22 protein-coding genes, 1 tRNA gene and 2 pseudogenes are annotated in these 24,972 nt (G+C 64.4%); 15 read left to right on the top strand and 10 right to left on the bottom strand.

Annotated features, from left to right (window positions below; genetic code table 11):
• The first annotated feature begins 183 nt into the window (after nucleotides 1–183).
• From AC2DFQ_RS08110 to AC2DFQ_RS08060, 11 genes and pseudogenes are all read left to right on the top strand, one after another.
• Nucleotides 184–255 (top strand) — tRNA-Arg (locus AC2DFQ_RS08110).
• 293 nt (nucleotides 256–548) lie between these two features.
• Nucleotides 549–1,019, top strand: coding sequence for a hypothetical protein (locus AC2DFQ_RS08105; RefSeq protein ID WP_484533536.1), 471 nt, complete (start codon nucleotides 549–551; stop codon nucleotides 1,017–1,019).
• Nucleotides 1,020–1,064: 45 nt separating this feature from the next.
• The gene (locus AC2DFQ_RS08100) at nucleotides 1,065–1,328 is read left to right on the top strand and encodes a hypothetical protein (protein WP_484533535.1); all 264 of its coding nucleotides are present in this window, start codon (nucleotides 1,065–1,067) and stop codon (nucleotides 1,326–1,328) included.
• Between the two features lie 209 nt (nucleotides 1,329–1,537).
• Nucleotides 1,538–1,624: pseudogene (locus tag AC2DFQ_RS08095) on the top strand (DUF2510 domain-containing protein); the annotation flags it as partial.
• Between the two features lie 87 nt (nucleotides 1,625–1,711).
• On the top strand, nucleotides 1,712–2,479 hold the full coding sequence (locus AC2DFQ_RS08090; protein ID WP_484533545.1) for a G5 domain-containing protein: 768 nt from the start codon (nucleotides 1,712–1,714) through the stop codon (nucleotides 2,477–2,479).
• A gap of 81 nt (nucleotides 2,480–2,560) precedes the next feature.
• The gene (locus AC2DFQ_RS08085) at nucleotides 2,561–2,845 is read left to right on the top strand and encodes a nucleotide pyrophosphohydrolase (RefSeq protein WP_484533534.1); all 285 of its coding nucleotides are present in this window, start codon (nucleotides 2,561–2,563) and stop codon (nucleotides 2,843–2,845) included.
• Nucleotides 2,832–4,571 (top strand): DNA/RNA helicase domain-containing protein, encoded by a 1,740-nt coding sequence (locus AC2DFQ_RS08080; RefSeq protein WP_484533533.1) that lies wholly within the window; start codon nucleotides 2,832–2,834, stop codon nucleotides 4,569–4,571. Before AC2DFQ_RS08085 ends, AC2DFQ_RS08080 begins: the two co-directional genes overlap by 14 nt.
• Nucleotides 4,572–4,936: 365 nt before the next feature.
• Entirely contained in the window at nucleotides 4,937–5,638 is a 702-nt protein-coding gene (locus tag AC2DFQ_RS08075; protein ID WP_484533532.1) for a hypothetical protein, read from the top strand.
• A gap of 46 nt (nucleotides 5,639–5,684) precedes the next feature.
• Nucleotides 5,685–5,918 (top strand): hypothetical protein, encoded by a 234-nt coding sequence (locus AC2DFQ_RS08070; protein ID WP_484533531.1) that lies wholly within the window; start codon nucleotides 5,685–5,687, stop codon nucleotides 5,916–5,918.
• A pseudogene (locus AC2DFQ_RS08065) lies at nucleotides 5,915–6,260 on the top strand (type II toxin-antitoxin system PemK/MazF family toxin). Before AC2DFQ_RS08070 ends, AC2DFQ_RS08065 begins: the two are co-directional and overlap by 4 nt.
• 254 nt (nucleotides 6,261–6,514) lie before the next feature.
• Nucleotides 6,515–7,075, top strand: a complete 561-nt coding sequence (locus tag AC2DFQ_RS08060) for a hypothetical protein (RefSeq protein ID WP_484533530.1) — start codon at nucleotides 6,515–6,517, stop codon at nucleotides 7,073–7,075.
• 8 nt (nucleotides 7,076–7,083) lie between these two features.
• On the opposite strand, the gene AC2DFQ_RS08055 is transcribed toward AC2DFQ_RS08060, so the two are convergent.
• The 6 genes from AC2DFQ_RS08055 to AC2DFQ_RS08030 form a co-directional block, all read right to left on the bottom strand.
• Nucleotides 7,084–7,419, bottom strand: a complete 336-nt coding sequence (locus AC2DFQ_RS08055) for a hypothetical protein (RefSeq protein WP_484533529.1) — start codon at nucleotides 7,417–7,419, stop codon at nucleotides 7,084–7,086.
• A 179-nt stretch (nucleotides 7,420–7,598) separates the two neighbouring features.
• Complete coding sequence (locus tag AC2DFQ_RS08050) at nucleotides 7,599–9,785, bottom strand: family 16 glycosylhydrolase (protein ID WP_484533528.1); 2,187 nt, start codon at nucleotides 9,783–9,785, stop codon at nucleotides 7,599–7,601.
• Between the two features lie 20 nt (nucleotides 9,786–9,805).
• Nucleotides 9,806–10,678, bottom strand: a complete 873-nt coding sequence (locus AC2DFQ_RS08045; RefSeq protein ID WP_484533527.1) for a glycosyltransferase family 32 protein — start codon at nucleotides 10,676–10,678, stop codon at nucleotides 9,806–9,808.
• Nucleotides 10,675–12,279 carry a carbamoyltransferase C-terminal domain-containing protein gene (locus AC2DFQ_RS08040; protein ID WP_484533526.1) on the bottom strand — a complete coding sequence of 535 codons (1,605 nt, stop codon included), beginning with the start codon at nucleotides 12,277–12,279 and terminating at the stop codon, nucleotides 10,675–10,677. Before AC2DFQ_RS08040 ends, AC2DFQ_RS08045 begins: the two co-directional genes overlap by 4 nt.
• Nucleotides 12,280–12,840: 561 nt before the next feature.
• Nucleotides 12,841–16,353 (bottom strand): SIR2 family protein, encoded by a 3,513-nt coding sequence (locus AC2DFQ_RS08035; RefSeq protein ID WP_484533525.1) that lies wholly within the window; start codon nucleotides 16,351–16,353, stop codon nucleotides 12,841–12,843.
• A gap of 626 nt (nucleotides 16,354–16,979) precedes the next feature.
• On the bottom strand, nucleotides 16,980–17,159 hold the full coding sequence (locus AC2DFQ_RS08030) for a helix-turn-helix transcriptional regulator (protein WP_484533524.1): 180 nt from the start codon (nucleotides 17,157–17,159) through the stop codon (nucleotides 16,980–16,982).
• A 119-nt stretch (nucleotides 17,160–17,278) separates the two neighbouring features.
• On the opposite strand from AC2DFQ_RS08030, the gene AC2DFQ_RS08025 reads away from it, so the two are divergent.
• Nucleotides 17,279–17,923 carry a hypothetical protein gene (locus AC2DFQ_RS08025; RefSeq protein WP_484533523.1) on the top strand — a complete coding sequence of 215 codons (645 nt, stop codon included), beginning with the start codon at nucleotides 17,279–17,281 and terminating at the stop codon, nucleotides 17,921–17,923.
• Nucleotides 17,924–18,511: 588 nt separating this feature from the next.
• On the opposite strand, the gene AC2DFQ_RS08020 is transcribed toward AC2DFQ_RS08025, so the two are convergent.
• Nucleotides 18,512–19,228, bottom strand: a complete 717-nt coding sequence (locus AC2DFQ_RS08020) for a TetR/AcrR family transcriptional regulator C-terminal domain-containing protein (protein ID WP_484508652.1) — start codon at nucleotides 19,226–19,228, stop codon at nucleotides 18,512–18,514.
• 144 nt (nucleotides 19,229–19,372) lie between these two features.
• Between AC2DFQ_RS08020 and AC2DFQ_RS08015 the strand changes: the two genes are divergently transcribed.
• Together AC2DFQ_RS08015 and AC2DFQ_RS08010 are read left to right on the top strand one after the other, a co-directional pair.
• The gene (locus AC2DFQ_RS08015; RefSeq protein WP_484533522.1) at nucleotides 19,373–20,068 is read left to right on the top strand and encodes a hypothetical protein; all 696 of its coding nucleotides are present in this window, start codon (nucleotides 19,373–19,375) and stop codon (nucleotides 20,066–20,068) included.
• 66 nt (nucleotides 20,069–20,134) lie between these two features.
• A complete protein-coding gene (locus AC2DFQ_RS08010; protein WP_484508650.1) occupies nucleotides 20,135–20,905 on the top strand; it encodes a DUF2382 domain-containing protein in 771 nt (256 codons plus the stop codon).
• Between the two features lie 112 nt (nucleotides 20,906–21,017).
• Here AC2DFQ_RS08010 and AC2DFQ_RS08005 read toward each other — a convergent pair whose 3' ends face one another.
• From AC2DFQ_RS08005 to AC2DFQ_RS07995, 3 genes are read right to left on the bottom strand one after another with little or no spacing between them, the layout of a single operon-like run.
• A complete protein-coding gene (locus tag AC2DFQ_RS08005; protein WP_484533521.1) occupies nucleotides 21,018–22,259 on the bottom strand; it encodes an amidohydrolase in 1,242 nt (413 codons plus the stop codon).
• 40 nt (nucleotides 22,260–22,299) lie between these two features.
• A complete protein-coding gene (locus AC2DFQ_RS08000) occupies nucleotides 22,300–23,085 on the bottom strand; it encodes an alpha/beta fold hydrolase (protein WP_484533520.1) in 786 nt (261 codons plus the stop codon).
• 9 nt (nucleotides 23,086–23,094) lie between these two features.
• Nucleotides 23,095–23,919 (bottom strand): MBL fold metallo-hydrolase, encoded by an 825-nt coding sequence (locus AC2DFQ_RS07995; protein WP_484533519.1) that lies wholly within the window; start codon nucleotides 23,917–23,919, stop codon nucleotides 23,095–23,097.
• A 166-nt stretch (nucleotides 23,920–24,085) separates the two neighbouring features.
• Between AC2DFQ_RS07995 and AC2DFQ_RS07990 the strand changes: the two genes are divergently transcribed.
• On the top strand, nucleotides 24,086–24,946 hold the full coding sequence (locus tag AC2DFQ_RS07990) for an alpha/beta fold hydrolase (RefSeq protein ID WP_484533518.1): 861 nt from the start codon (nucleotides 24,086–24,088) through the stop codon (nucleotides 24,944–24,946).
• The last annotated feature ends 26 nt before the right edge of the window (nucleotides 24,947–24,972 follow it).

Here is a 24,972-nt window from a genome sequence, read left to right as displayed (position 1 = left end):
CCTCCAGATACCGTCCGCGAACTGAGCGCCTTCCGGTCGCTCGTGTCAGAACGTCAACAACCTTCTGGCCAGCAACAGCTAGCCCTCCCCCGGTCGCTGCGCCGAGAGCCGGTCGCTAACCCTCCCCCGGTCGCTGAGCTTGTCGAAGCGTCCGGGCCCCCGCTCGGTAGACTGACCAAGCCAGCCTCTGTAGCTCAATGGAAGAGCAGTTCCGTCCTAAGGAAACGGTTGGGGGTTCGAGTCCCTCCAGGGGCACCGTCGCTTTTCCCGACCATGTTCTCTCGGGCACACCACAGAACTTCAGTTCTGGCCCGCGCCTTGCCCGTCACCCCGGCAACGCCCGATCGCTGGATGGGCGATTGCCGAAGCGTGGTGTAGTCGGCGGGCCGACTACACCACCGTCTCGTCGGCCGCCAGTGTTCATTCCTGAAGGCGCGTGTCGGTGCCGAATGCCCGACAGTCCCGGAATCGCCGACGAGCTTGGCGCAAAGTGACGTCGAAATCACGCATTGCCGTGGAAGTCTCCGACCGGCTGCGATGCTTGAGCGATGTGGCAAAGCTTCTGGCCGGACGTGCTCGTTGCATTGATCGGGGCGACGATAACCGTACTCATCGCACTGATCACCTATCTGCTCAGACTGCGACTCGAAGAGAAGCGCGCTCTCCAGTCGCTGATTAACGAGCTGCATCGTCGCCGAGCACTCGCGGCGGGGTCGGAGCCGTTGATACCTGACGCCGCAATCCGCGCAGACTTCACTAGAGCGAATGCGAGCGTCTTGAGTATCCGCGACGAGATTCGTCGTACCCGTGATCGTGTGCGTCAAACTGACTCGCGACAAGCTCCACTCGCGGATATGACGCGGGCATGCAATCGCTACCTAGAGATGAGCGCGGCTTCTCCGCCTCAATACGCCATACTGCTCGGAGAATTGCGCCGCGACCTATTCGAGGACGTGCTCGCGTTGGCGGCCGCCCGTAAATCTGTTCGCGTGCTCGAGCCGGGCGCGGGTGCATTCTGACGGGCCAAACATTCAGCTCTTCCACCTATGTAGGAAAGGACGACAATGGCGCGGATTGAACTGATCGAGGACGGCGACCTCGACTCGAAACCTCATCCGACGACCGTAGTTTGCGCGGCTCAGCTCGTTGACGACGGCGAGGGCGGAGTGCTGGTACAGCTCGCCAGCTTTGGATCCGGACTTGCGGAGTCCAGCACAAAGCGGCACATCACCCAGACTTACCAATTTGACCGGGCTGCCGCGCGGGCGCTTTCGGCGTACTTCCTTCGCGCGTTTGGATCCGACGTGTTCGAGGACTCAACAGCTTGACCTTGGCCACCGCCGGCTCGTGGGCTCGAGTTAGCGTGGTGCCCGTCCCTTGGGGGTGGCCTGCTTAGCTCCTTTGCGTCGGCCCGGACCCCAGAGCTTTGTCCTAGTGGAGCGGTTCGGGTACCGCGTGGACGATTCACCGTTGGGCAATCGTCCACTGCACGGTAATGTCCGGCTAGGTCCTTCACCCTGGGGGCCTAGGGGGATCAATGTCGAATATGCAGCCCGGGTGGTTTCCAGACCCGACCGACAAGAGCAAGTCCCGGTGGTGGGACGGCAACCAATGGACATCCGGAGTGTCACGGAAGGGGAAGGTCTGGGAGGAGGCGCTGCCCGCTGCGGGCTCCCCAACTACGAGGCGACGACTTCCCGTGTGGGCATGGGTGGCCATCGGATTGCTGTTGCTCATACCCGTGCTCCTTCTCGCACCCGTTGTTGCGCCACTCGCACTCGTCGTGCTCATCACTGGGATCATCGGCCTGAGCAGGGGGTCACGGACATGGCTGCGGTTTAGATCTCGTCGCGCCGCAATCGGCGTAACCGCTGGCGCGGCGGTAGTTCTTCTTGTCACCGGTAGCGTGTCGGCGGCGATACTACCCAGAGCGGCGGAGAACAACGCTGCGGTACAGCCGGCACGGTTTGCCGACACGGGAGACCCGACCGCGACACCAGCACCAAAACGAACATCGACACCGACTCCTACCCCGGTGACGACAACCCGCGAGGAGATCGTCTCGGAGGTGATTGCCTTCGAGCGGGCCACCGTCGAGGACGCGACCGTGCCACGCGGGCAGACGAGCATCTCGGTGAGCGGCCAAGATGGCCAGCGCACCCTCACTTATGTGGTCACGCTCGTGGACGGTGTTGAGACCGCCCGAGAGCTCAAGTCGGACGTGGTGACCGTGGCGCCGGTGAGCGAAGTCACCATCCTTGGGACGTACGACGCGCCGCCGCCGCCGCCGCCGCCCCCGCCCCCTGCATCCAACTGCGATTCGAACTATGCCGACGCGTGCGTACCTGTCGCCAGCGACGTCGACTGCGCTTGGGGTACTGGTGACGGGCCCGCCTACTTCGATGGCGTCGCGCGCGTGGTTGGAGGAGACCCCTACGATCTCGATCGGAACGGAGACGGATGGGCATGCGAGCAATAAGCGGTTGCAGCAAGCCCATCTCGCGACGGCTGATACGTTCACAACGTGGTCAGTGAGCAAACACGGAAAGCAGTTCTGTCGATGCGAGATGAGCGCGACTGGGGACAGTTCCACACCGCCGAGAATCTCGCCAAGAGCGTGGCAATCGAAGCGGGCGAACTCCTCGAGTGCTTCCAGTGGGGCCCGGATGCCGACGCGGCCCGGGTGGCGGAGGAACTCGCCGATGTTGTCACGTACTGCATCCTCCTCGCGGACCGTTTAGGCGGCGACCTCGACCAGATCGTGATGGCCAAGCTGGAGAGCACGCGCGCAAAGTACCCCGTCGAGAGGGCGAAGGGGCGGAACACGAAGTATGACGCCCTTTGAGATTGAGCGCCTCGACTTCACTTCGCCGGGTGTCACGTCGTGGGCTGCCGGTGACGAACGGCGCAGAAACTGGCCCGTCGTCTATGTCCTTGATGGTGCCGATTCCCCGGGCACTCCGTCCGTATACGTAGGTGAGACTGTGAACGCCGCCTCGCGAATACGTCAGCATCTGGGCAACCCCGCCAAGGGCGCCTTCCGCAGAGTCCGAGTGGTCATCGATGAGACCTTCAACAAGTCAGCATGCCTCGATCTGGAGTCGCACCTGATCCGATGGCTCGCTGGCGACGGGCAGTTCGCGGTGATGAACGGCAATGAGGGCATCATCGACGCTCGCTACTACGAGCGCGACGTCTACCGAGAGAGCTTTCGGGACATTTTCGAGAGGCTTCGATCGGAGGGGGTCTTCCAGCGCAGCATCCCGGAGATCGAAAACAGCGACCTGTTTAAGCTCTCCCCGTTCAAGGTGCTCACGTCGGAGCAGGCGATCGCCGTTGAGGACATTGTTGAGGGCCTGCTCGAAGACCTCGTGAGCGGAGCCCCTTCAACGAGTGTGATCGAGGGTCACCCGGGGACCGGGAAGACGATCGTCGCAATCTTCCTCATGAAGCTTCTCGCCGACATTCGGGACTATGACGATGCCGACGAAGTCGAGCCGGATTCGATGTTCGCTGACTTCTTTGTCCCGGAGAATCGGGATCTGCTGAAGAACCTTCGCATCGGATTGGTTGTCCCGCAGCAATCGCTAAGGGAATCGATCAAGCGCGTATTCAGGAAGACGCCCAAGGTGTCCGAGGATCAGATTCTCACGCCGTTCGACGTCGGCCTGTCGAGCACGCCCTGGGATGTGCTGATCATTGACGAGACCCACCGGTTGAATCAACGTGCCAGTCAATCGTCTGGCGTGAATAACAAGAGATTCGGCACGATAAACGGCACGCTGTTTGGCGCCGACGATCTCTCGAAGACCCAGCTGGACTGGATTCGAGCCCAGAGCTCACACCAGATCTATTTGCTGGACGCGCAGCAGACGGTGCGGCCAGCGGACCTCCCGCAGAAAATACTGCGCTCGCTTGTCGAGGACGCCCGCTCGGCGGGCCGCCGGTACCCGTTGTCAACGCAGATGCGGGTGCGAGCCGGAGCGGACTACGTGGAGTTCGTACGTGCGATGCTCCGCGGAGAGTCGAGCTCGAGGAGCCGACCGGACCTCGGCGACTACGACCTCCGTTTGTTCGACAACCTCGCTCAAATGCAGGGCGCGATCACGGATCGTAACACCGAGCACGGACTTGCGCGTGTAGTCGCCGGGTATTCATGGGAGTGGAAAAGCCGACGCAACAAGGCGGCATTCGACATTGAGTTGGATGGATTGCAGCTGCGCTGGAACAGCAAAGCGAAGGACTGGATCAATAGCCCCAGCTCGATTCACGAGGTCGGCTCGATCCACACCGTGCAGGGGTACGACCTCAACTACGCGGGCGTCATCATCGGCAACGACCTTCGCTACGACCCCGCGTCGCGTCGTCTCTTCATCGACCGTGACGCGTACCGCGATACGAAGGGCAAGGAGAACAACAAGCAGCGCGGCATCGTTTACTCCGACGACGACCTGCTCGAGTTCATCCGCAACATCTACGGAGTGCTTCTCACACGTGGCATACGCGGCACGTACATCTATGTTTGCGATCCGGCTCTCCGCGAGTACATCGCGTCTGCCCTCACTCGTTGAGGTGCGCCGTTCTCCTCTACGAGCTGTCTCGCCAGAATATCCGGCTCGGCGCGGCTCGCATCGCGATTCGCTCCACTAAGACCGTAACCCCGTCCGACGCACGGCATCGATATCGATTCGGCGCGGCTCGGCCCCACTCCGACGGCAGGTGGGCGTGGCGATGGTGGGCGATCCGTACCAGGCGCTTCCGGTCGGGCACGCGGGAGCGATGGCATCCGCAGTGCGCTTCGCGACAGCACCGTCGAACTCGACACGGTGCACCGGTTCAGCGACCCGAGTACGCCGCGCTCACGCTTCGCCTACGCAATCCACGTGACCGGGAAGACGCGCTCACCGTTGGAGGAGAGCTGCTCGAGCGCGGGCACGTGCAACGGGCGCGGAGCACGGAAGAAGCGCGCGAAGCGATGGTCGCGGCGTACTTCGATTGGCACGCACGCGGGAAGCGGGTCGCGCTGATCTCGGGCACGAACAGCGAAGCGGATTCGATCAACGACGCGATCCAGCAGCGCCGTATCGACGACGGCGAGCTCGATGCCACCGTGCTTGCGCTCGGAATGGGCGAGCAGCGCATCCTCGTCGGCGACACCGTGCAGACGCGTCGCAACGACCCGCGCACCGGAGTCGAGAACCGTGCGCAGTGGGTGGTGCGCGGGATACGCGACGACTTCATCACGCTCGCGTCTGCGAGCGACAGCGGCGAGATCCGGGCCGTGACTCGTGAATACGCGCTCGAACACGTGCAGCTGGCGTACGCGTCAACGGTGCACGGCATCCAGGGCGAGACGACGGATGCGGCCGTGGTGGGACCGGATGTCGACGCAGCCGGGCTGTACGTCGGACTGACCCGAGGGCGTCACCAGAACGTCGCGATCACGGTCGCGCGGACCGACGAGGACGCGATTGCACAGGTCGGAGCCACGATGATGCGCGGGACGACCGAGCTCACGATCCAGGACGCGATGCGCGCCGCGCACGCCGAGGTGCGGCGCGCCGCGCGAGAGCGGGAGACTTCGGCCCCTCGGACCGCACCGAGCGCGTCTCCCTCGCGTGGCGGGCTCTCGCTGTAATCGTGCGCTCGGGAATGTGCGCTCGCTCGCGGGTATTCTCCGGGGTATGACCACGACCGTCAAGGTCAGCGCCGAGCTTCGCGACCGACTCAAGGAGCAAGCCGCCCGCGACGGGCTTACCCTCGGTGCGCACCTCGTACATCTCGCAGATGCCGAGGACAGACGATGGCGTCTGCACACGCTGAAGTCCGCGATCGATGCGTCGAATAACGACGCTGCAAGGTCGCACGCTGCGGAGACTGAAGACTGGGAGCGCACCGAACTCGCCGACGCTTCGTGACGGCCGCCGACCTTGCCCCGGGAGTCGTGGCCTGGGCGGCACTCGAGCCTGTCCTCGGCAGAGAGCAAGGTGGTCATCGCCCGGTGCTGGTCGTTGCGCCCGCCGGCCACTTGGATGCTGTGACGACGCTCGTCATTGTGTTGCCGATTACGACCACCGACCGCGGATGGCCGAACCACGTTCGTGTGGAGGGGGCCGAGCGGGCTGGACGGGCCATCGTGGGTCATGACGGAGCAACCCCGAACGTTGTCACGCGACAGACTCACGGGGCTGGCCGGCGAAGTGTCGAACGACTGTCTCGCTGCAGCCCGCACCTGGCTGGGCGACTTCCTCGATCTCTGACGGACGTGACGACGGCAGACGTGAGGTCTCGGCATCAGCAGTCGCGGGCTTCGGCAGCGTTGCAGTTGGCGGAGCTCAATCGGGCAGATCTGCGCGCGGGGGATGCGAGGGGTCTGCTCCACAGCCGGCCGCACAATGGAGACGCTCCAGCCACGCTTAATCGAGGACCGGCATGCGGACGCGGTCTATCGCTATGGAAAGCCGTCGGAGTGCAATCGACCGACGAATCGACGCTTGCCGATAGAGTGCCGCACGTGTCGCCCTCACCATCACCGGTCCCTGTCGGGGCATTGCCGCTTGGCACGCAGGCGGACTGGTGGATGTTCGCAGCGACTGCATTGGCCGCCGCGGCCTCGGTATGGGTCGCCTTCGAGGCGTTCAGGTCATCCCGTACTGCGCGGAGAATCGCCTCCGAGTCCGAGGCGGCACGGGTCCGCGACGAGGAGGGGCGACGGGCACGCGAGTACGAGCTTCGGTTCGAAGACGCACTAGCCAAATTCTTAGAGGATGTCGGCCGGCAACTCGAAATACTCCGAGCCGCAATCAGCGCCCACCACACGAAGTCATCGATGGCCCCGCTCATCGCGTCGCTTGAGGTAGTCCGGCTCCGCGCTCGTGGGAAGGACATAGAGGCGATGGATGTCGTGCGCGAAGTCTTTAAGACTGCTTGGGACACAGTTGACCTGCGCGAGCGAGAATCAATTCTCCGCGCGCTCCCGCGGAAGGTTCGTGAATGGCGCACGGGTGAGTTGTCGCTCGTCGACTTCGCGACGTGGGCAGATGAGCTTACAAGAGAGGCTGCGAAGCCCGACTGAGGACCGGGCTACGTGCGATGACCGCCGAACTCCGGCTGTACGTAGGCGAACACCTGGACTTCTTCCTGGAGGCGTCGCGCGAGCCACTCGCCATCGCGCAACCACTTCTGCAGGTTGTGCTCGCTGTCCCACCCTTCAAAAGGGTCCGCGTGCGTCTCGAAGAACGATTGCCATCCCTCGAGATCCTCGGCCAGCTCACGTGACAACCCGTACATCTCCGGGGTGGTCGTGTACCCGACATCCCAAGTCAGTGTCGAGTTCTCCCAGAGCGGGTATCGCCGGCCGTAGTCAGGGAACATACGAATGACGCGCCGCTCCGGCGGGGACTGCGGCATCTGCTCCATGCCTGACACCGTACAGAGTGCTTGCCCCTCGATCAGCGACCGGCTTCCGTGGGTCTTCCGTGCGCCCGGGCACCGGCGGCGGCGAGTGCTTAGGGGCGAACGTCAACTATGCGGCGACGACGCGTGCTGGGGCCGATGAGACCAGCTCGGAGCAGACTAAGCGCGTGCGCGGTCGGAACTCAGACGATGTCAGCGACTTCGGAGCGTTGCTCAGTGAGCTCTTGGTCCTCATCGATCCGGCGCGATTCCCTCATCATCGTCGTTACGACGACATTCCGGAACATGGCGGAGGCTGGCAGAACCTGGGTGTTGATCCGCCCCGCGAGCTCCAAAGACCGAGGAGCCCAAAGGTTCGCGTGGAGCCGCATCGCGAGGTGGGGGATGGGTGTCGGCTCCCAGCTCGCCCGTTCATGAACGGGCCGACCGTCGACCAGCCAAACAATCCGGTCGGTGGTCCACCCGATGGCATATTCGTGGAAGTCCTGGGTGGCATCGAAGCCAAGGTCGATCCAGTGTGGCGCACCGCGGTAACCGTATTCCATGGCCGTCCCCACTCCACCTGGGTTGTAAAAGACGTTGGTCAGCATGCGGGTCGGATCAGTCCCAACAATCTCGATGTCAATCTCCTGACGCGGGGAAGCGCGGTGCAGAAAAAACCCTGTGATTAGGCCTGGTCCAGACGCCGCGCGGATTTCCGCCCGGAACCAGCCGTGCGTGAAGGACTGAGATGACGCGAACGCCCCAGACACTAGCCGGCGACCATGGCCCGCTCCTTCGTCGAGAACAACGCGGACGCCCTCGTGGCTGAATGAGAGGCGGTCAGGTGAGAACGAAGCCAGATTGCCTGGAAAAGTCTCCGTCACGCTCGGGAACGACTCAGATGCGCTGGTCATGGACGAGGTCACGATGACTGTGTCGCCGTAACCGGTGGGACATGTGGTCGGTTCAGTCGGTCGCCAGCGCGCGGAGGGTGGCAATACCCACGGGGAGTTATCCATCGGAACCGCCTTGCGCGACACCTCACCATCCGCCACAGGAGGGGACGATTCTTTGCGGCGAAAGAGCCGAAAGGAGGGTGGCGCGCCGAGAGGGAAGGCCTCAACGGGGGTGGCGATCTTCAGGAACTCGCACAGTGCCTGCCAGGTCCTCTCCGCAGAACTCGTGGCATCCACTACTGCGACCCGGGAAGGAGCGACGCGCGTGCGCAGTGTCGTAGCCGGCTCCACATCAGAGTTCTCTAGGATGAACCTCGTTTCGTGCGTGGCTATGGCAGAGGCCAGTGTTGGCGGCAGCAATGGAGGGTCCACGAGGGCGTCAAAGAGTTGTAGCTCACCCAGTAGCGCGGCCGGTGACAATGGCTCCTCGTCTGAGTCGAATACACGGACTCTCAGACCCAGCATCGAGAGCGCCATTGCGAGGCTCTCGTGGTCGCCACGACGAGTCCAGGCGAGGACCCGTTCAGAACCCATCACGCCTGCCTGCTTGATTGCGTGGCCTCCGTCGACGACGCCTGCTCGTGCCAAGTAGGGCATCACTGAGTATGAGTTGTCGGATTTTCCGTCGAGTCTCTGAGCTATTGCCGGCGAAGTCATCGCAAGCGCGTCAAGCTCAGCAAACTGGTAGTTCATCCAAAGGTCGACGGGACCCTTAACCGGCATCGAACGCAGTAGCTTCGCCGCACCCGCTTGCGTGAGCACGTACCCGGACAGATGCCAAAGACCGCGGACTGGTCGAAATAGGCCGCCGCGCTCGTCCTGCCTCGACGCAGTTCCTCCGGCATCCTCGTACGACAGGAACACTATGTCCGGGTTCCCGACGGCAGTCGAGCGATTGCGTACCTCGCGCCAGATTCCGTCGATAGAGGCGCGCGCCCTGGGCTTGAACCAAGCGTCATCTTCCAGGATCAGCACCAGCGAATCAGGGCCGGTCGCGATTGCCTTCCAAACCTCGATGTGTGATCTCGCGACGGCGACCTCCTGTCGAGACATGCGAACCGGCTCATCGGCTGGGAATGAATGCGCGAGTCGCTCATCGGGTTGGACGAACAGCTGATCACCTATCTGGTACACGGGGTCAACGTCCGCCGTCGCCGCGACCGCGCGGCCATCTCGCGCGTCAATCGCGGCAACGCGGCGCACCATTGACATGAGGTTGTCACCGTCGGACGTCCTGAAGCGTTGAAGCTCCCGGGCAATACGTCGCCATCGATTTGGTTGGCGATCCAGATTGATCACGAAGATCGCGTCAATCCGATTGCCATCATGCCCAAAGGCTTCGATGCGACCACCTGGAATTGCAGCGACAGTCGCGCGCCATACTCGGAATGCAGCTGCCCTGAGCGGGTCGAGTGCTTCTGCGAGATTCATGGGTTCGAGCTGCCTTTCGTCTAGCGGGGTCCGATGTTGCGCCAGTTGCGGGCGTCGTTCCGATACTCGAGATCCCAGAACGGCTCCGCAGTCGCGTGCCAGTCGAGCAATATATGGAAGTCCGCGGGTTTGCCGGAGATCGCTAGAGCCCGAGCATGGGCAGCCAGGGACGCTGTCAGGTTCCCAGGTCCAGTGGTCGACTGAATCTCGAGATCTGAGCCATGGCGAAGAAGCGTGTCGATTGCGCGATCAAGCGCGCGCTGTACTACGGGGTGAAGTGGCGGCGCTGCGATCGGGTTGTTGTTCACGTAGAAGATTCGATCGCTCGTCGGCAGGTCGACGTTCCGTAACTCCCCCATTGGGACCATCGAGTGAAGGTTCATGTCGTATGCGAGCGGCTGCACAAGGAGCCGATGATCAGCGAAGATTTGGCGCCACTCGTTTCCCAGAAGCACGTCATCGGCGTCGACGTAGAGTCCGCCATCGGCGAGGATGAAGCACATCCTGAAGAAGTCGCTCCGCATCGCCGGGTGATGACACCGATCGAATGCGGCGACTGCCCGCGCATCAAACTGCTCAGCGATGTAAGCACGCGCTGTGTCGTCCCCGAAGAACCTGAACTCAATGCCTTCGTCGTGGAGCGGTTGCCAAGTCGTGAGGCAACGGACAACGTCCGAAGGTATGTCGTCGGGGTTGTGCCAGTAGCGGACCAGCGTGCGGGGGATGGTCGATCGCGCAGCCGCGGGGTCACCATCGCCATGCGCCGCGGCTCGCGAGATCTGATCGATTGTCAGTGCTCGTACGTAATCTGAGCGGAGGCCGTCGTCCTCCTCGAACCCGAGGGGAGGCTGCAGCAATGACGCGTTGTGGTCGGCGTGGGTCGGTGAACTCATTGATGTGCCCGCTCACGAGAGCCAATGTATGGGCCGGAGTCTCGTCGAAGGAACGCCTTCCCGTCCACGATGAATCCGTCCAAGCCGTGGTGCCACGCATACGTGTCCATGTCGACGAGGTTGTTGATGAAGCCCTTGCCGTTGAAGTTCAGCGAGGTGTTGCAGAGGACACCGAAGCCCGTGCGCGCCTTGAACTCCACGAGCAGGTCGAAGAGGGCCGGGTTCGAACTCTGACTGACGGTCTGCAGGCGCGCCGATCCATTGACATGTGTGACGGCCGGCAACGCATCGGTGGCTGCCTGCGACGTATAGAGCATGAACGGGCTCTGCCGATCCATACCGAACCAGCGCGCCGCGTCAGCCTCCAGGCAGACGGGGGCGATCGGGCGGAACTGCTCCCGCTGTTTAATCTCGTTAAGACGAATCCTCGTCGCGTCATCGAACGGGGCCGCGAGGATCGACCGATTGCCGAGCGCTCTTGGACCGATTTCGTATCGGCCGTTCACCCAGCCGAGGATTAGTCCGCTGCTCAGCATTCCCGCGACATCTGCCGCCGAGACGTCGTGAACGTCGTAGCGCCCGTCCGCGACGGCCCCATCCATCACGAACGGAAGGCCGCAGTAGACATCCCATTCAATCTTCGCGTTGTTCGTGAAGTGGAATTGCGCATCTATCGCGGTGCCGATTGCTGAGCCGGAGTCGTTAGGAACTGGAGGGACAAATACATCGGAGAACAGTCCTGTCGCTCGCCACTTGGCGTTCCAATCGCAATTGAGCCCGCAACCACCTGCGATCACGAGCGGAAGCCCCCGTTGAAGGTTCGCCTCAGCGAAGCGCGCGAAGGTGTCGAAGATGCGATCGCTATAGATGCCCGCAAAGTTGCGGAACTCTTCATCATCGACTCCGACGTCGTAGTAGGGCGACGAATTCAACTGGTCGTACAAGTCAAGCCGTACATCGATGGATCCCAAGAGGAACCTCATCAGTTCTTCTTCGGCGTCGGTGGGGTCGGTCCTCTTGGAGAATGAAGCCAGGGCCATGAGTTTGCCGGCATCCGACAACCGTGAGAAGGGAGCATCCTTCGGGAACGTGGGATCCGCCAGGCCGTAGATGAACGCATATCGATTGCCCGGCTGATTCATGACATTGGCGAGAAGCCTGATGCTCACATCTCTGTCGATCTCGTAGAACGCGCCTATCGCGCCTTCCCAGATGAGCGCGTAGCATGGCTCGCCTTGAGGGATCGGCGACATTCCATATGCGCTAAGGAGATGGGATCTCTCGTGGGAGGAAGAGAAGTAGCCAACGTCTGTTGCCATGAAGGTGCTCCGGCGCATGATGACGTCGCTCCGATCGAGACCGCGATAGCCGACGTGTTGGGTGCGCCCAGTAGGGCGTGCCTCGCGGGGCCACCATCCTCCCGCTGCAAGAACGTCGGGTATCCGGTCGAGGCGAGCAATCGCGTCCAGCATGTCGGAGCTCGCCAGCGGTGAGTACCGGTAGTTCGAGTCCTTCTCCGCCTCGATCGAGGATACGAGCTGACCGTCGCGCAGATGCGCGATGGCGCCGTCATGGCCGGGGTTGTAGGCGACGATATCCACGATTGGCACCTTTCAAGACTGTGGGGCATGGCAGCGAGGTCGACAAGGTGCAGGTGAGAGCGCGCGCCCTGCTCGGTGGGACCACCCGTGCGTTCAGCGGCAGCCACACTCTCGCAGGTCGCAGCGCCCGCGTGTGACCCGTTTCCCGGAACCGAGGCTGAGGAGTGGTGGCTAGTTGACGGTGTCTGGTTTCATCTCTAGCGGCGTATCTCATCCGAGGGCGCCGTGTCGGTGTCGGCGGTTATGGAAGCCCTCGATGTACTCGAAGATCGCGTTGGCGATCTGGATCCTGGTCGCCCAGCGGCGTCTGAACATTCACGTCTACCCACAGGGACATCGCCAGGCGCCGTTGCCTGACACGCTTATTATCGTCGTTCTGTCTCGACCAAGGTTCATCCACATCGCACGATATGGGAAAAAGGTGTTCCGGCCCGATCTGGCAACTGCTGTCGCCCGTACCCGACGCCTACCAACGAGCACTGCCCGCAACGCGACCCTTCTCGAGCGATCGCGTGCTGGACGGATGGACTGATCGTTCGCGGGCTGTGCAGTAGGGGGCTGTCAGACTTCGGGAAGCAGGTACCCCTTTCCTCGAGCTGCCGTCACAAGCGGGGCGAGCTCTTGCGGGGAGAGGGATACACTGAGGCTCTCAATTAGCTCATGAAGCCGGTACGCGAGCATAGCGTTGCCAGGTTCAGAGTTCGCGACCCGCTCCGCCAAGAACGCAACTAGCGCCGATCCGTGCGCGTTGAGCGCCTCGGTGGGAATGTCGATGCTCAGGCTGTCCGGGTTCATCGCTGGCGCGCGGCCGCGGAACGTGGCGATCCCCTCTGGGATGCGCGCTCCGAGAAGGGGGACGACGTCGGCCCACGCAGCCAGTTCCGCAGCGTCGGGGTCCCGGGGGACACCGTTCAGGCGATTCTCCAGGTGACCTTGCAACCAGTTTTCCCAGGCGGTCTCTCCGTCTTCGGCACCAGAATCCAGGTCCTGGGCGACCTCCTCGGCGAAGCGCGGCGCATGCACGCCGCCCTGAGCGGTGACGCTGGTGAAGCACAATTGCCTGCGCTCAGCCGGTGTGATTCCCGCGTGGGTGGCGATGGACGCCGCCAGCGACAGGAATCGCCGGATCAGCGGTTCATCGTCAAGGTCGGACAGCCGATCCCACATGCTCAAGAGGGCGTCGAACATGCCGTTCTGCAGCATCCGGTCGTTGATGCGCGGCCCGTAGAGATATGCCTTCCAGACCCCCACCATGGTGGTTGAGTCGCTGAACAGCGGGACCACGCTATTGGTAGTGAATGCTTCGTCGGCGGCGAATAGGAAGAAGAGTTCGCGGGCTATGGCGGGAGCGGCAGCAGCTGCCAGGTTCGGAAGTGCGAGCAATGTCCGAAGTGCCGCGGCTTCGTCGTCGTTCAGCCCACCCCAGCCGTCGCGGTCGCTGCGCCAGCGCCGGTCGATCTCTGTCAGCCAATACGTCGCGAGCTCGCCAGGCCATGAGTTCAGAGCGAGCATCAACCCGTCGTATCCGGGGGGAAACGCGTTCTCGTCGTTCTCGTTGTTCGCGAGAAGGCGCTGTGAAAGGGCTCGCAAGCTGTCGGCGGAGGCTGATTCACCTGAGTCGACGATCTGGCGGATCTGGCCGAGCAGGAATTGCGCCATCGGCCGGGTAGAGCCGGCGACTGGTGCGTCCTCGGAGAGCGCCTCGATGACTCTAAGCCTCATCGCCTCGTCAATGACCGCCTCGGCCCAGCCCGACACAATCGCGTTCCGAATCTGTTGATGCTTGTCGTCGTCGAGGGGGTGCAGCGCTTCTAGGAGTTCGAGACCGGATGCAGGGTCTTCGCGGGCCGCACGGCCGAACAGATCGAGGGCATCGTCCCAGGTGGGCTCGTTGAAGTTGCGCTCGGAGTAGTCGCGAGCCAGCACTGAACTTAGAGCAGCGTCGGCCCCGTCCGATGTGACCATACCTACGAGGTCGTCAGGTTCCATCGGAAGCACCCCGCCCCAGGTGCCAGTGCTGATCGTGAAGTCTTGATCGGGCGCTTCTCGTTCCGCGAAGTCGGGGTACTCGGCTCGGATCGCGGCTAGTTCGGCTGCCGCTTCAGCCCATTCCGGTGCCGCGCGAGTGATCCAGACCAGAACGTTGAACTTGCTGTAAGCGATGTGCCGTTCCACGTTCTCGACGTCGGCGGGAAACTGCGGACCACGACGCACTTCTTCGAGTACGGCCGCCCGCTGAGCGGCGCCCGCCCCAGCCACCGTATCGGCGAGGATTCGGAACACCTCATGCTTCACGCCGCTGAGGAAAATCGCCCGTCGGTCCGTCAGCCAGGCAACCTTGTCGTCCGCGGAGCGGTTGGTGTCCTCGGCGATGAGATGGAGCGCCAGTCTGCGGAACAGGACGCGGTCGAACCGCCACCACCGATCTGGCAAATCGGGCATGTCGTGGTGCAAACGTTCTCCGACGATGCGGAGGCCGTCAATCATGGAGTCGATGTGGTGGATGCGATGCTGCGGCTGCTCTTCTATCCGGCTTCTGCTGAAGCGGAAGCTGGCGTGTTCAGACGCGCCGTTGTATGCGGCGACAAGATCGTAGGCGCTGTGGAGCGCCTCTTCGAAAAAGCTGAGGGTTCGAGGATCGTGAGAGTCCGCAGATGTCGCGTGTTCGGTGACGATCTTGTGAAGCTTCCGCGGTTTCGCGGGCCATCCGAGGTCGGCGATCGGCGGATAGTTGTTGTCGCTATTCGGGAACCATCCCTGCTCCAGCACGAGGTAGGGGCGCAGCACGGATCTGACGACGGCACGAGTGTTCGACATTCCTCCGCGTCCGAAGCGGAGCGCGGAACCCGGATCGCCGGGGGCGGTACGCCCTTCGATGGAGGTCATTAGGAGCACTCGCCATCGTGAGCCGAGGTCGGGGTTGACGCGAAAGAGTGCCTCCGTCGCGAGCGAAGCGGAGAAGAGGAGCTCATCGGAGAATCGTCGTCCGAGGCGCTGCACCGTGTGGAGCGCGAGATCGCTCGATTCTGGGTTCTCGATGAAGGTGCAGTACCAGTGCGCGAGGACGCTACTCGAGGTGGCGGTGGGACCGCCTCGGAAGAGAGCCTTGAAGATGTCGGTGCCCTCGAGCCACCGCAACCAGCGATGCTCGGTCGTACTCGCGGCAAACCGACGGGCTCCTTCCTCGGTATTGATCTGGGAGATCAGGTAGTCGCGCTCGGGCAGCGGGAGGGTCGTTGAGTCGCCGTTGATGATCTCCCGAACCCGAGCGGCGTGCTCGAGCGCTCCCATTCTGGCGCGCTGCGCCCAGGTGGTCAGAGCGTCTTCGAGGTTGCCGTGGTCGTGTTCACCGCGGAGCGTGTACGGAATGGTAGTGATTTCGAGATGTTCCCACTTCGGGTCGTCCGCGTCATTCGTGAAGGCGTATCGGCGGGTGTTTGAGGGGAGACCGAGCGCGAGGTACCGCATGATGGTGTCCTCGTGGCTGTAACCAACGAAAACCACCGTGCGCTTGTCGAACATCGGCAACAGGAACCGTGTAGCCCATGCCTCCGTGATGTAGGCGCGGCCGAAATCACGATCCGTGACAATCAGCTCCTCGGGCGGGCGACGGACGGAACCATGCAAGTACACGAGGCCGGCATAGTCGGAACCGATGGGCAGTGCGGGGCTGTGCCAGACATCAACGGGGCTGACGCCAGCGGCGGCGGCGGCAGTTTCGAGATGCAGGTCGAAGTTGGTCGTTACGACCCTGAACTTCCCACTCGTCGCCGCGAGCTGCGCGATAGCAGTGTGGGTGGGATTGAACTTCGGATTTCCGCTCATGATCCCGTCGCGCACGTGGCGTCGGGTGTCGAATCCCTCGGGAAGCGAACCGAGGAAGAAGTCGATCCCGCCCTCCTTCGAGAACGGCACCGCCGCTTTCTCAGCCATGGCTTTCGCGAGGCCCTCGAACGAGGGCAGCTTCGACGGCGGGCCCATAGACGCTCCGGCCCCCACAAAGAAGACCAAGTCGCCATTGGCATGCGCGTCGACAACCGGCTGCGGGATCTCAACATCCCCCGTGATCCACACTGAAAGCCCCCTCAAGATGCTGGCTCGCTCAACACTCTCCGCGAGGCGTCTGGGCCGGGGTGAAGTCGGTCACCGCAGCGCCGAGCTCAATCGTAGCCACCAGCCCACGACGCCCCGAGCCCCCGCCGCCGCGCACCGGCACAGAGAAGGGCCGCCGGAAATTCGAGTCGCCCACGACTTTCGGGCCCGCATATCCTGGGCGCCAGTAGCCATTCCGCGCGCAAGTCAGAGATCAACGCATCTGAACGAGCGAGTGAGTACGGCGAGGTGACTTGTCTACCGCATACCAACCGTTCCCGACGCTGATGAACAGCAACGACTTGGAGACTTAGCCGGTGTGGCGGTGGACGCCGAAAGGGTTGGCTCCTCGCATCCGACGCGGCGCGACGTATGGCCGATTCCGGAGCATGCGACCACCCACTAGCTCACATCCATGCACCCATCTGGGTGGCGCGTTGGCCCCGCTTCCGTGCGATGCCCGGCTGGGGATCGCTTACCGTACTCGGCGAGAAGGAGCTCAGTTACGGCGCGTCGGGGTCGTATGCGGCGAAGTCTCCGACGTTGTCGACGTGCCCATCGGCGACCACGAGGTCAGGCTACCGCTTGGGCGGCGGGCAACGCCGCTATCAGGCGTCGACGCCGAAGGCGCGCAGCAGCGGCACGCGGGGGATCATCCGGCGCGGGCCGAGCTGAACCGTGGGGATGGTCCCGCTCTCGATGCCCAGCTTGATTGTGCGGTAGTCGACGCCGACGAGCTTGGCGGCATCCTTCATCGTCAGTGCCAGGGAATCCTGTGTTCGGTTCATGGTTCTACCTCTCCGTGAGCCAGCAGTGTCAGTCTCCTTTCGTCGCAAGGTAGCACACGCATGAGCCAAGATCGACACTCTTCTTCGCGAATCTGCGATGACCTGGAATAGTGGGCCTCATGGCAGACGTCGAAGCGTATAACTTCAGCGACGAGCGCAATGATCTCGGTAGCGGGGTGACGCTTCCGAGGTCCTGGCATGCGCGTGTGTCGGGCGAGCAGGACGTGCCCGGCACGATCACCGTTCGCGTGGAGTGGGATGACGAGCTCGGCCGCACGGCCGTCGCCTTCGCAGCGCTCGAGCGCGAAGTGGAAGGCGTCGACATTACGAGTCAGGTGCTCCGCGAGGTGCGGACGCACTGGATCATGACGAGGTCAGCGCTCGATGTCGTCACAGTCGACGTCGACGCTCCGGATGGCGGCGAGCGAGACCGCATACCGGTGCGCGAGTTTCTCAGTCGCCTGCGGGCGCAAGAAGAACGCGAGCCCATGGAGTCCCTCCATGCCGCGATCGCTGTCTATCGAGTTGCGACAGCAATCAGCTATCCGCCACTCAAGCTGGTCGCCGACACCCTCCAGATCAGCCAGAGCACCGCGACGCGCCTCATGAGTCGCGCGCGCGACTCCGGTATGGCGCCGGAAGTCCGGATCCAGGAGCCACGACGGGCGCCGGCGGTTGACCCTTACAACCCGGGCGGGTCCTACGACCCCACGGCGCCCCACCTCGGGTCGTCCCAACCCGGCGGGCCTTCGATCGGCCGATGAGAGACGCGGTGGGGAACGCCGTCTGTCCGCCTGATGCCGTCAACGCACCGCTGAGGATCGTTTGGACATGTTGCTAAATGACGATCGACGTTCTAAGCAGAGTGCCCAAAATGCGTGCTTTCGGATAGTCCTCAGAGCGGGCTTGACCGCAGTGGCTCGCCGCATGGGCCGGAATCACGCCCCACGGCGGGCAATTTTGCCCGCATTTTGCCCGCATTTCATTCGCACGTGGCTGTTTTCGGACGTCGCACGATGCCGTTTGACTCGCGAAAATCCGCGTAATTCCGCGGAAGTTGTCGTTCGCTGTCGCTATGCAGAATGCTCAAAACGTGTTCGAGTCCCTCCAGGGGCACCACGCTTCGTGCGCGCGCTGGGCGACTTCCTCGATCTCTGACCAGCGTGACGACGGCAGACTGATTGTGTCCAGCCATGTCGAACCCACCAGGGCAACCGCAGGACCCACACTGACGGTTTTGATCTGGACCGCGTGATGCCGCGCTTCGTGTGAGGTGAAGCGAACGACATTGAGACGGACGAGTAGCTGCCCCGCCTAGGCTTCACCCCTCGGGACTGACGACCGTGATCGGGTCATTGGGACAACTCGCGATTCAGCCGGTCGAGGAGAACTTCGAGGGAGACTTCGAACTCCTCGCCGCTGCGGTCCTGGCTGAGCAGGGGACGGAGGCGTTCCACTTCTGTCGCCGCGTCCAGGGAGGTTTGCCCGTCGACTTCGGGGATGTCCGCGTTTCCCTCGTCGAGGGGCTCTTCGACGGGCCCCGTTTCGGCTCCGCGGACCGCGGACTCGAGGAGCAGGTGGCCGAGGAGGAAGCTGCTGAATGATCGGTACGCGTCAACAGCCTGCGCGTCGGTGAACCCGTGTCCGATGAGTGTGCTCAGGAATGTGTTGACGACCTCGACACTTCTCAGCGGCGGACGCAGCCAGGGCGCTGCGGGGTGCCGAGTGGCGACCAGTGGAAAGGCTTTGGGGTGTTCCATTGCGATGCGGCGGACCTGGTGCGCGGTGCTCTGCAGGAAGCCTTGCCAGTGCTCAGCCAGCTCCTCGTCAAGGTCCGAGGTCAGGTTGCTCATCAGCAATGCGACAACGCCTTCGAGGAGGTCCTCTCTGCCGTGCACGTGCCGGTACAGGGACATGGCCTCCACACCCAACTCTTGCCCCAGGGACCTCATCGACAAACCCTGCGGGCCGGAGCGGTCGATCTGAGCCAGGGCGGTCTCGACGATCAACTCACGGCTGAGGCGGGGGCCCGGCGCTCCCACCGGCTTCTTCCGCACGCGTGCCTCCATAGCACCCTCTCCTCCCGGCCGCCAGGGGCACTGGTGGTGGCGTTGCTTACACTGTAACGTCACATCCGTTGCTTACGCTGTAAGCGGCTCTCCCCCGGCGGCTCGCTGTCTGTTGCGCGAGCTCCACCCCCATGAGAGGCAATGATGGCCAACAACGGCTCAAGCAGGAATGGCGGTGCGGCGGCCCTGCCCGTCACGACCGATAACGACTCTGGCAAGGAGTCGCTGATCGGGACCGAACGTCCCGGTCGCCCCGCGAACGTGTCGTGGGGATCGATCATCGCCGGTGTGATGACGTTCCTTGCGGTATCGGTACTGCTCTCGCTGGTCACCGCAGCAATCGGGCTTGGCGGCTCGGGCGTCGGGGCGGGCATCTGGAGCGTTATTGCGCTCGCTATTGCGCTCGCCGCCGCCGGCTTCGTCGCTGGCGCTCTCGCCGTCCGCAGCGGGCTGCTACACGGTTTCCTGACCTGGGCGACCTCCCTGGTCGTCGCTCTGGCCCTGACGGTCTGGCTCAGCGCCAGCCTGCTCGGAGCCGTCGGCGGCATTGTCAGCTCCGCCACCCAGGCTCTCTCTGGCACCGACGTGACCCAGGTCGCCGAAGACGTCCAGGGCAACGTCGACGAGGAGGCGGCCCAGGACCAGGCCGGCGAGGCGGTCGAGAATGCAGAGCAGGTGGCCAAGGACGCCGCCGACACCGCTCAGGCGGGCTCATGGTGGGGCTTCTTCGGTCTTCTGCTCGGCGCAGTGATCGCATCCTTGGGCGGCATGTTCGGCGTACGCACCGTCGTCAGTCGTGACCGTCAGAACGACGCCGAAACCGTGCGGGCTACCCGCTAACGCGGGGACGCCCGTACCTGCGGTCCGATAACCCGAAAAACGCATTTCAACAACGGAAGGAACAAAATGATCAACTCGAACAATCTCGGCAGCCTCATCGGCAGCAGCGTCATCGACTCGGACGGGGACAAGATCGGAACCATCGGTCAGGTCTACGTCGACACGGACTCGGGTGCGCCCTCGTGGGCGTCGGTCCGCACCGGGCTCTTCGGAATGTCGGAGACCTTCGTTCCCATCGACCAGGCAGACCAGATCGGCGAGGACGTCCGGGTCCCCTACACCAAGGAGCGCGTCAAGGATGCTCCCCGCATCGACGTGGACGGCGCGCTCGAGCAGTCCCAGGAGAACGAGCTGTACGCCTACTACGGCAACGGCTCGACCGGCGGGGCGACCGATCACGACCGCGGGGTCGACACGGACACCACCGTCGGCTACGACACGTCAGGGCCCTCCACGGATGACGCGATGACCCGCTCCGAGGAGCGTCTGCACGTCGGCACCGAGAAGGTGGAGACCGGTCGTGCGCGTCTGCGGAAGTACATCGTCACCGAGAACGAGACGGTCACCGTCCCCGTCAGCCGTGAAGAGGTGCGGCTCGAGCGTGAGCCGATCACCGACGGGAACGTCGGCGACGCCCTGGCCGGACCCGACATCAGCGAGGAAGAGCACGAGATCGTTCTCACCGAAGAGCGCCCCGTCATCGCCAAGGAAACCGTCCCGGTCGAGCGGGTCCGCCTCGACAAGGAGACCGTCACCGAGAACGAGACGGTCACCGAGCAGGTCCGCAAGGAAGAGATCGAGCTGAACGACGGCGCGGCCCGCACGGACCGTAGCTGACGCTGACCGATCCCACACGCCCCCGCGGGAATGACTGCCTACCAAGGTCGACACCCGCGGGGCGTGTGACGCCCGGGGACGGGCGCGACCGAAGGTAAAAGCTCGCGCGGGGTCAGCGGACCCAGGAGGTGCGACCGAACCGCTCCCAGCGGTCCACGATCCGAGGCTCCCGCTGACCGTCGGCGGCCGGCTCGACAACCGCCCGGCCGTTGATGAAGACCTGCTCGACCTCTGACTCGATCGCCAGCGGGTCACCCGACCACACGACGATGTCCGCATCCCGACCCTCTTCGAGGGCACCCACGCGCGAGTCCAGTCGGAGGATCGAGGCCGGGTTCACCGTGAGTGCCTCCAGCGCCGTCTGGGCCGGCAGCCCCTCGCGCACGGCGAGGATCGCCTGCAGGCGAATCTGTTCGATCGGGATGACGGGATGGTCCGTCGTGATCGCGACCTTCACGCCAGCCGCCGCGATCAGCGCGAGGTTGCCGATCGCGCGATCACGCAACTCGACCTTCGAGCGGGAGGTCAGCATCGGGCCGAAGATGACGGGGATGCCCTTCTCCGCCAGCACATCGGCGATCTTGTGCCCCTCGGTGCCGTGGTTCACGACGAGGTTGTAACCGAACTCTTCGGCGATGCGGACCGCGGTGGCGATGTCGTCGTGGCGGTGGCAGTGCTGGTCCCAGATCAGGTCGCCGTCCAGGACGGCGGCGAGCGTCTCGTCGGTGAGGTTGCGGTCGAAGGGCTCCCCCTTGGTGACCGCCGCCGACCGCTTCTCGGCGTAGTTGCGTGCGCTCACGGACGCCTCGCGCAGCACTGCCGCGACGCCGAGCCGCGTGGAGGGCGTCTGCTTCTTGTCGCCATACACGCGCTTCGGGTTCTCCCCCAGCGCCGACTTGACCGACACGTCGAGCGCGAGCACCTGCTCATCCACCGTGCGACCGCCCCAGGTCTTGATGGCAACCGTGCGTCCGCCGATGGGGTTGCCCGAGCCGGGCTTGATGACCGCGGTCGTCACTCCGCCGCGGAGGGCGTCGCGGAAGCCGACCTCTTCGATGTCGATGCCGTCGAGCGCCCGGAAGCGCGCGCCGTTCGGGTCGGTCATCTCGTTGGTGTCGTTGCCTGACCATCCCTCGCCGTCCTCATGGACGCCCAGGTGACCATGGGCCTCGATGAACCCGGGCAGCACCCAGCGGCCCGCGACGTCGACGACGCGAGCGCCCTCCGGGATCGGGGTCTCGGCCCCGCCGACGGCGGAGATCACGCCGTCGGCGACGACGACCGTTCCGTTGTCGATCGGATCACCGATGACGGGAACGACGTAGCCGCCGGTGAGGGCGAGGAATTCAGTCATCCGTCAAGCCTAGGTCGGGCCGCGGGCTGGCTATGTCCGCTCAGTTCCGCTGCCGCATCCGCCCCAGCCACTCGGCGATCAAGGCTGAGCACAGGTCGCCCTGCTCGAAGAGGAGGTTGTGTCCGGCCGCGTCGAGTGCGGCGAAGGTCGCGCGTGGGTAGTGGTCGATCCGCCCCCACGCGTCGACGTAGCCGACGACGTCGTCCTGCCGGCCCGTGATGTGCAGGGTCGGCTGACAGAAGGATGCGGGGTGGGCGTCTTCGGGTTCACGGTCGAGCGAGTACGCCTTCGCGATGCGGTCGAGGGCGTCCTGATCGCCGCCGTCGAGGCCGGGCAGGGTGTACTGCACGAAGGCGCTGGCATCTTCCGCAGACTCCACCACGGCGTCTTCGCGGTACTGCTCGAGCACCGCCCCGAGGATCGGCTCGATGTCCGGATCCCTTCTCAGCACCGTGCGAGGCGGCACGGTCCGCTCGGCGTGCGGGGCGACGAAGACGCCGGCCACCGTGGCGAGCCCGAGCACCTGCGAGCGCAGCTCATGGGCGACATAGCGGGCGATCATCCCGCCGAATGAGTTCCCCACGATGGCGAACGGCTCCTCGCCGAGGCGCGCGACGACCTCGTCGACCACCGCATCCGCAACCTCCTGGGCGCTGCTCACGGCCCCCGCCGGCGACCGGGTTGCGCCGGGGAGGTCGAGGTAGATCCGCCGCCACTCCCCCGCGCGCTCGAACGTCGGCTCCAGGGGGAGCAGGGAACGGTGATCCAGACCGAATCCGTGCAGGAGCACCACCGGGATACCCGAGCCTGCCTCGTGTGCGAACACTGTGCGAGGCTACCGCCCCGGCGTCTCGTCCTGCCGCCGCTCCGCGAGCCGCTGCCATTGCCACTCGTGCACCTCGGGCAGCCAGTACAGCGGGGCGGACGGACCGACCCGCGGGTCGTCGATGGCACCGCCGTCGCGCGCGGCCTCCACGTACGCGCGATCCTGGTCGATGCGCACTCGGATCTGTCCCGCGCCGCCGACGGATCCGTGACCGGGGATGACCGCATCCGCCTCGTCGGCGACGCTGTCGAAGAGCCGCAGCGCGGTGAGGTAGTCCTCGATCGGGTCTGCCGCCTCGAGGTCGAGGAAGGGCATCAGGGTGTCGGAGAGCATGTCGCCCGCGACGAGGACACCGGCCTCCTCGATCAGCAGGGCCGCGTGACCCGGCGCGTGTGCCTGGTGTTCGAGGATCCGTACCGTCGGGCCGTCCCACGGGACGCGCCCCGCTCCGGCCGGCAGGCCTGTGACAAGACCGAGCAGGTCCATCGGGATCTCGTCCGCCTGCTCGGGCGGCAGTCCCTCGGCGACGCGGTCCTTCCAGTCGGCGTGCGACAGCAGCTCGTGCATGGACGCCGCGCAGCGGGCCGTTCCGTAACGGGGTGCGTCGCCGAAGCTGGCGTGCCACAGCACGTGGTCCCAGTCCGGATGCGTCGAAAAGCCCGCCACGACCGGCTGGCCGAGCTCGTCAAGGTCTCCCGACAGCTGCGCCATCTCGTCGGTGGTGATGCCGGGATCGATGAGCAACGCCCCATCCCGGCCCTGCACGACAGTGGAATTGGTCTGGATGAACTCGCTGACATGAACGAGAACACCCTCAGCGACGTGCTCCAGCATGGCTCGCCCTCCGCTCGTGGCTCTCAGCCGCTTGCCGCGAGTGTATTCCTCGTCCGAGCCGACCTGTCAGTGCCCTTGCTGTTGACCGCATCGGCGCGTGACCGCACTGGCGTCGCGCAGAAGCAAGCCCCTCGGAGCCCATGCCCCCACCGGCCAGGATGGCAGCATGGCCGGTGCCCGCCTCCACACCTTCCGCCGCGGCGAGCTCGTTTTCGATGTGTCGGACACCGGGCCGATCGACGGGCCGGTGGTCGTCCTGCTGCACGGCTTCCCGGGCTCGCGTCACACCTGGCGCTCCGTGACACCGCTGCTGGAGGGCGCCGGCGCTCGCGTGGTCGCTTTCGACCAGCGTGGGTACTCCCCACGAGCTCGCCCACGCCGGCGCCGGGACTACCGCGCCGTCGATGTCACGGGCGATGTGCTCGCGCTGCTCGACGCGCTCGGCGGGCAGCGCGTGCACCTGGTCGGGCACGACTGGGGCGGATTCGTCGCCTGGCGCGTCGCGGCCGTCGCTCCCGAGCGACTGACCGGCATCACCGTGTTGTCGACGCCGCATCCCCGCGCCCTGCTCCGTTCGCTGCTCTCCTCGGCCCAGGGCCTGCGGTCGCTCTACATCGGCTTCTTTCAGCTGCCGCGGCTACCTGAGACGGTGCTCCGGCCGCGCCTCGCGCGGCTGCTCCGCGCATCCGGGCTCCCCGCCCCGATCGCGGACGAGTATCAGCGGTTCCTCTCCGGACCGGGCGCTCTTCGTTCCGCCCTGCACTGGTACCGCGGGATGTGGCTGCCTGACCGACGCGGAACGCGTGCCGCCCGGGCGCCGGTCACCGTGGACACGACGTACGTGTGGGGAAACAAGGACCAGGCACTCGGGCGCCGGGCCGCGCAGTTGACCCGGCGTTATGTGCGCGGCGGCTACCGCTTCGTCGCACTCGACGAGGGGCATTGGCTCCCCGAACGCGCGGCACCGCGGGTGGCTCAGGAAATCCTCTCGGCGCTCCCCCGCAACGCCTCGGCGAACCCCTCGTGACGGTGGGTCGACGGGGTCGAAACGAC

This window comes from Microbacterium sp. Z11_20 (genome assembly GCF_057197605.1).
This window is presented reverse-complemented; position numbering and strand designations above follow the sequence as displayed.